The organism is Aurantimicrobium sp., assembly GCF_036667855.1.
Classification (GTDB): Bacteria; Actinomycetota; Actinomycetes; order Actinomycetales; family Microbacteriaceae; genus Aurantimicrobium.
Genome location: NZ_JAVWTF010000067.1, coordinates 1 through 6,258 on the forward strand (window position 1 = coordinate 1; position 6,258 = coordinate 6,258).

General features: G+C 50.1%; 12 protein-coding genes. All 12 read left to right on the plus strand.

Going from position 1 to position 6,258, the window contains the following annotated elements:
- A partial coding sequence (locus RR877_RS09500; protein WP_332628041.1) for a hypothetical protein occupies nucleotides 1–225 on the plus strand: 225 nt, incomplete at its 5' end.
- 23 nt (nucleotides 226–248) lie between these two features.
- Nucleotides 249–443, plus strand: a complete 195-nt coding sequence (locus tag RR877_RS09505) for a hypothetical protein (RefSeq protein WP_332619270.1) — start codon at nucleotides 249–251, stop codon at nucleotides 441–443.
- The gene (locus RR877_RS09510; RefSeq protein ID WP_332619269.1) at nucleotides 444–1,043 is read left to right on the plus strand and encodes a hypothetical protein; all 600 of its coding nucleotides are present in this window, start codon (nucleotides 444–446) and stop codon (nucleotides 1,041–1,043) included.
- Nucleotides 1,044–1,162: 119 nt separating this feature from the next.
- Nucleotides 1,163–1,357, plus strand: a complete 195-nt coding sequence (locus RR877_RS09515; RefSeq protein ID WP_332628043.1) for a hypothetical protein — start codon at nucleotides 1,163–1,165, stop codon at nucleotides 1,355–1,357.
- Nucleotides 1,358–1,512: 155 nt separating this feature from the next.
- The gene (locus RR877_RS09520) at nucleotides 1,513–1,773 is read left to right on the plus strand and encodes a thioredoxin family protein (protein WP_332628057.1); all 261 of its coding nucleotides are present in this window, start codon (nucleotides 1,513–1,515) and stop codon (nucleotides 1,771–1,773) included.
- Between the two features lie 2 nt (nucleotides 1,774–1,775).
- Complete coding sequence (locus RR877_RS09525; protein WP_332628045.1) at nucleotides 1,776–2,471, plus strand: metallophosphoesterase; 696 nt, start codon at nucleotides 1,776–1,778, stop codon at nucleotides 2,469–2,471.
- Nucleotides 2,468–2,656 carry a hypothetical protein gene (locus tag RR877_RS09530; protein ID WP_332628046.1) on the plus strand — a complete coding sequence of 63 codons (189 nt, stop codon included), beginning with the start codon at nucleotides 2,468–2,470 and terminating at the stop codon, nucleotides 2,654–2,656. The genes RR877_RS09525 and RR877_RS09530 overlap by 4 nt, the downstream gene beginning before the upstream one ends.
- Nucleotides 2,657–2,830: 174 nt before the next feature.
- Nucleotides 2,831–2,977 carry a hypothetical protein gene (locus RR877_RS09535; RefSeq protein ID WP_332628048.1) on the plus strand — a complete coding sequence of 49 codons (147 nt, stop codon included), beginning with the start codon at nucleotides 2,831–2,833 and terminating at the stop codon, nucleotides 2,975–2,977.
- A 7-nt stretch (nucleotides 2,978–2,984) separates the two neighbouring features.
- Nucleotides 2,985–4,886: a DNA polymerase gene (locus tag RR877_RS09540; RefSeq protein WP_332628050.1), complete on the plus strand. Its 1,902-nt coding sequence runs from the start codon at nucleotides 2,985–2,987 to the stop codon at nucleotides 4,884–4,886.
- Nucleotides 4,887–4,893: 7 nt separating this feature from the next.
- Nucleotides 4,894–5,481 carry a hypothetical protein gene (locus tag RR877_RS09545; RefSeq protein ID WP_332628052.1) on the plus strand — a complete coding sequence of 196 codons (588 nt, stop codon included), beginning with the start codon at nucleotides 4,894–4,896 and terminating at the stop codon, nucleotides 5,479–5,481.
- 84 nt (nucleotides 5,482–5,565) lie between these two features.
- Nucleotides 5,566–5,799 carry a hypothetical protein gene (locus RR877_RS09550; RefSeq protein ID WP_332628054.1) on the plus strand — a complete coding sequence of 78 codons (234 nt, stop codon included), beginning with the start codon at nucleotides 5,566–5,568 and terminating at the stop codon, nucleotides 5,797–5,799.
- Entirely contained in the window at nucleotides 5,792–6,214 is a 423-nt protein-coding gene (locus tag RR877_RS09555) for a DUF3310 domain-containing protein (protein ID WP_332628056.1), read from the plus strand. The genes RR877_RS09550 and RR877_RS09555 overlap by 8 nt, the downstream gene beginning before the upstream one ends.
- Nucleotides 6,215–6,258 lie beyond the last annotated feature (44 nt).

Sequence of the window (6,258 nt, forward strand, 5' to 3'; positions counted from 1 at the left end):
ACCCTCTCTGTCACTGATCCGGGCGAGATCCCCACTCCGGCGCAGATGCGCGTGGACTATTCGGCTGAGGTTGAACGCTACCGCCAGCAGCTGAACAATGCAGCTTACGTTCAGACAGCATCGCAGGCCCGCCGAGTCCCTACCACGCCCACCACTGGGTCTAACCTCGACTCGCTGATTGCGCGCACGGCGCACTCCACCATCTATCCTGATACCAACTCGTAATGAAATCCAGCAAGGAGAACCACATGCACAAGAACAATAAGAACATCAAGTATCTGTCGGCTCGTGAGCGTGGTCGCTACTACAAGCTGTTGAAGATTGACAGCGCCCACCTGACTGATGGTGATGTGAATGAGATTGGTGAGCTGGAACTGCGAGCTGATCGTCTGGCTGATCGTGAGAACGCCACGAGCATGAAGCGCACGTGGGAAGGAGGCTAAATGTTTAACAGAGACGAAGGTCTTCTGTTGCGTGCAGGGGTTGGGGCTACGCTCCGGCCCCTGATTACTTACACGCACCCGACCGGAAGTAACTACACCTGCAATCCTCCTGTCACCAACACAGACATTGACTTCTACGCCTTCACCAATGTTGGCAGAGATGTGATGAACCAGCACATTCTGGATGATGGATGGGTGAGCTGTGTCGATGAGATTCAATCTCAGGCATACGCCAACACACCTGGCTTCGGTAAGGATTGGATGGCCTATCGCAAGGACAACTACAACCTGATGATTGTGTACAACACACGGCACTTCGCTCGCTGTGTTGCTGCAACTGAGATGTGCAAGGCACTGAACCTGATGAATAAGCAGGACAGGGTGGATGCACATTCCTTTGTCCATCTTGATAAGGAGTTGGAGTTTAAGCTCCCGCTCAACAGGCAGCTGCGCACATTCATCAACGGGGTGAAGTCTACTGATTGGTGGGATTTGAATCCTCCAGTCAGGTCTCTTACCGTACCGCAGCAGAGGCAGATGTTCCAGTGGGATGTTTCTCCGACGACTGCACCTGATCCTGTACCGCGCTTCACATTCTAACGGAGTGGGGTGTTGACAAAGTGAGATTGTGGTGTATAATACCTAAGAGCACTAAGGTACTTAAGGGTATGCTCTTCTAATCTATAACACTAAAGCTTAGATATTTAAGGAGACTAAGGTTGAACTACAAGAAGGTATTCAAGAGTATTCTTGCAGGGGACTGGGAAGGAATCGAAGTCCATGACAAGGAACTACTCACCAAGTATGTCGTCTGGGCAGCTGGTATGGTGCTGATGATTGGCATCGGTGGTGGTATCAACTCTTGCTCTAAGCATGACAAGAACTATCCACCTCACATCCAAGTAAGTGACTGACGGTTACATTTGGATTGGATGGATAACTGAAGGTAGGCTGGTCAGAGCAGCCCTCCGTGTTGATAGTATGACCGTCTCTACTGGTCCCATCACGGGGCTCTCATACAGAGACGGTGAACTGATTAGCATCACCGACAACAGCGGAGTGAGATATGATGTACGTCACTAAGTATGAAGCTCCATGGTGTGGGAGTTGTAAGCAAATGAAACCGCTACTGGATAAGTTGGTGGAGGATGGGGTCATCACTCTCAACACAGTAGATATTTCTGTCAACCCACAAGCAGCGCAGGTAGCGGCTGTACGTTCTGTCCCCACCCTGATCGTGTACGATGAAGTCGTCGGACAGGTAGAAGTGGGACGGTTCTATAGTGTTAGCCCTGACTTCTTGACAGCAGTTAACGTTAAACAGGAGTAGGTATGTTGCAGTGTTTCGATAAGAACGAACAGGGTAGAGACTTTATTGTCGGTGACGTTCATGGTCACTTCTCTCTGCTTCGATCCCTGCTGAAGATGGTGGAGTTCGACTCAGAGATTGACCGCCTGTTCAGTACGGGTGATCTTGTCGATAGGGGACCGGAGAGTGAGGAGTCTATTCACTGGATTGAACGAAAGTGGTTCCATGCTGTTCGCGGCAACCATGAGCAGTTCGTAATTGAAGGTGATCCCTACACCCACATCATGAATGGAGGTGCTTGGTTCCTCACGCTGTATACTGCGGAGCAGCACATGTACCGTGATGCTTTCGGTAGTCTGCCCTTCGGTATTCAGGTGGAGACTGATGATGGAACTGTGGGTATTGTCCACGCCGAGGTTCCTAACGATGACTGGAAGTCTCTTGAAGAACTGTCCACTGTTACCGCTGATAGGCGTGAGCACATGGAAGACTTCCTACTGTGGAGGCGAGACATTATCAGAGGACGATCCAAGTTCTCTGGTGTAGCTAACATCGACAGGGTAGTAGTTGGTCACAGTCCGGTGAAGGAAGTAACTCAGGTACACAATGTCACCTACCTTGATACTGGTATGGGGAACGGCAGGGCTCTCACTCTGCTGTGCATGCAAGGTAGAGGGGCAGGAGAACTCACCCGCATTGATAACAAGGAGCAGGAATGATCGGTTTAACTAAGGCGCAGGCATCAGAGCTTAAGCACGCCGCAGGTCAATGGGCAGCACTGTCCTCTCTAGCCACAGCAAAGAAATACTCAGGGTGGCCTATTAGAAAGAGAGCAATCGCTAGTAGAGAGGTAGCTAAGCGTAAGTTTCTTACGTTGTTGGAGCAGGTTAAAAATAAGGAGTGACACATGAATCTGCTCTGCTGGTTTGGATTTCATAAATGGATTCGCTCACATCAACCTAACAGGAATATGTTAGTCCGATACTACAGATGCGCCCACTGCAAGCAACTTGCAGGGGAAGATCCTAGCCCTTACTGGAGTGGACATCTAACTAAGATCAAAGAATAGGAGTGATGTATGAGTGCTCGCGCTATGTTCGATAGCATGAACAGCAAGTCTCCTGCTGCATGTAAGGAGAAGCATCATGGTAACAAACGTCGTGTGCTTGCTGAGATGAAAGTCAAAGCTCGAAGACAGGAACGCAGAGAAAACAATAAGTTCTAGGAGGTAGATGGATACAAACCTGCCATCCTTTGTAGGTCCACAGGGTATTGAAAACTACCTCAACCTTTCCTTCGTGAGTCTCGACTTCGAGACGACAAACTTGGAGAAGGGTAGTGCACTGAACAAAGACAATGACATTGTGCTTGCATGTTGGACCGTCAACCGGAATGGACAGGAAGTAAAGCGCCGTCACATCTGGGGCGACGAGTTGACAATGCAACCATTGTTGGACGACATTGCTAGTACAGACTTTGTTGTCGCACACAACGCGAAGTTTGAATTGCAATGGCTGGAGCGGTGTGGCTTAGACTTGTACGATGTACAGGTGTGGGACACGATGCTCGGCGAATGGGTACTGCATGGTAATCAGAAGGTGCCATTCAACCTTGAGGCTACGTCTCAGCGTTACAACCTCGGAGGTAAGACTCCGCTGGGTGCGATGTGTATTAAGATGGGGATGGCCACACAGGACATTCCAGTTAGCTGGCTCCAGCCGTACTGTTATCAGGACGTGGATCTGGCGACGAACATCTTTTACGACCAGCTGGATCGTTGCCAAGAGAAGAAGTTGATGCACCTGATGTTGGTGCGCAACCTGACGTGTGTCGCTCTGGCATACATCGAATTGCAGGGCTGTCAGCTTGATCGAGAGAAGGTGATTAACGCCCACCAAGAAGCTGTCACAGAAATGGCAGAGCTTGAACAGAAGCTCATCGTTATGTGTGGCTCGATCAACCTAGGTAGTAGTAAGCAGCTGGGTGAGTTCTTGTTTGAGAAGCTGGGGTTTAAGATCCCACTCGATCACAAGAAGAAGCCAATGCTCACTGCGAAGGGGGCATACAAAACTGACAAGCTCACCATCAGTAAGCTCAAGAGTACGAACAAAGAGCAGGAGGAATTCCTTGCTGCTTACATCCGGTTCAACCAACTGGATGCGCTGGTCACAAAGAACCTTGACTTCTTTAAGGGTGTGGTCAGTGAGTATGATGGTGTGTTCTACGGTGTATTCAATCAGGCTCAGACAGGTACACATCGTCTGTCTTCCTCTGGCCGCAAGCTTAAGTTTGCTGGCAAGAAGAAAGAGTCTGGTGCACAGCTACAGAATCTGCCGCGTCAATACAAGGGCATGTTCACCGCTCACGATGATGACTATCTCATTGGTGAGGCTGACGGTGCACAGCTTGAGTTCCGTGTAGCAGCGGAGCTTGGTGGCGACAAGGTTGCCGAGGCAGAGATTGTAGCGGGTGCTGACATTCACTCGGTTACATCATCGGTTATGATTGAGGCTGGTCATCCTGACTTCATTGGTAAGAGTGTGAAGGAAGGACGACAGGGAGCCAAGGCCCATACGTTCGCACCTATGTACGGTGGCAATGGAAAGCTGCCCGCTGAGCAGGCGTACGCCGAGTTCTTCAAGAAGAAGTACCACGGCATTTCAGGTACGCAGCGAAGCTGGTGTGAACAAGTGGTAACGAGAGGGTGGTTCACAACTCCGTATGGTATGAGGTTCTACTGGCCGGGTACGAAGATGAGCAGGAGTGGTTACATTGAGAACACCACTGCAATCTCCAACTACCCGATTCAGGGATTTGCAACGGGAGAGATTATCCCGATTGCTCTGGTTGCTTTCTGGCATAGAGCCCGGCACCTAGACATTACTGTATGGAACACCATCCATGACTCGTTGGTGTCACGCGTGCACAAGGATTGTGTCGATCAATACAAGGAGTTGAGTAAGCAATGTCTGACGACAGATGTTTACAACTTCCTACGAGACGTGTATAATTACCACTTCAGAGTTCCGCTTGGCGTTGGTGTCAAGGTGGCTAAGAACTGGGGTGCCTCGAAGGAAGAACACGTCTGGTCCGTATGGCCGGATGGTAAAGAGACGTACGAATTGAAGGAGTAAAGAAACAATGGCAAAGGTTACTGGTCAGCTGCAAGATATTTTCACTAAGTCGTTTGGTAATGGTGGTGAGGCTGTCTACATCAAGGTGAATAACACGGAGTACAAGTTCGGTAAGTTTGCTCCGCGTGGTTTCGCTGCGGGTGATTGGGTGGAGTTTGATGCTACCTCCCGAGTGAACGGTCAGTACACCAACTGGGCCGCTGACTACAAGTCGCTGCGTAAGGCTGATCCGTCTGCTCGTGGCAACCCGAGTCCGGAGCCGGTGCCGGAACAGCAGGCTCGCCCGGCTCGTGGTAGTGGCTACACCTCCACTGGTAATGACGACCGTCAGGAAATCATCAGTAAGCAGGCAGCGCTGAACACTGGCTTCAATCTGTTCTCGAAGCTGGTTGATCTGGGTGCCATCGTTCCGCCCGCAGCTGTCAAGAAGAATGGTCTGTATGACTTCTACATGGCAGCGTTCCATAGTGAGGCAGCCAAGTGTTTCAAGCTGTCCACTGGTAAGGACTGGGACATTGCCAAGGCCACCGAGAAGCCGGAGGATGACTTCTCCGAAGAGGTGAGTGACATTGACAATGGCGGTGAGTCGTGGTAACGAATGGTTTCGGCGAAGGCTGATACCTAAAACTTAGGGGCTCTTCGGAGCCCCTTCTTCGTTTAACGTTAAAGGAGAATTGATATGGATGAATTTCTGCCGTTCGTGATCGGCATCTTCCTCGCTACTGTCGTATTCATTTCTGTTCCTGACTGGAACCATAAGGTGACATATCCCATGATGGTGAGGGCTGAGAAGACCTGTTACTCCAACCATGGTATCAAGGATGTTGCATCCTTCGGGGACAAGAGTATCGTTGTCCGTTGTAACAATGGTGCGAAGTTTGAATTTGAAGAAGGGGACTATCGTAATGAATAAGGACTTTAAGGTAGGCGACTTAGTACATAGAGTTGCCAAGGTACATCCCCATCTCTCTTTAGATGGCATGGATATAGGGCGGCACTATGTAGTTACAGGCGCTCAGCGTGGTTTGATCCAAGTGGATGGAGCTAAGGGCTGGTGGCAGTCTAGCTATTTCAAACCAAGTGAGCGAACCGCTGTACTTCCTGCCGCTGCGCTGGACGTACAACATGGTGGTAGCCACTACAAGAAGCTTGCCATCCAGCCTGTTGAATACATCATGGCGAATAAGATTCCATACATGGAAGGTAACGTCATCAAATACATCACGCGTTGGAAGGACAAGGGCGGTGTGCAGGATCTGAACAAGGCCAAGCACTACATCGAACTACTGATTGAGAACGAGGAGAAGAATGCTAAAGCAGCCAAGTGATAGTTACATCGTAGAGTATCCGCAGGCCGTAGCCTTCGCAGAAG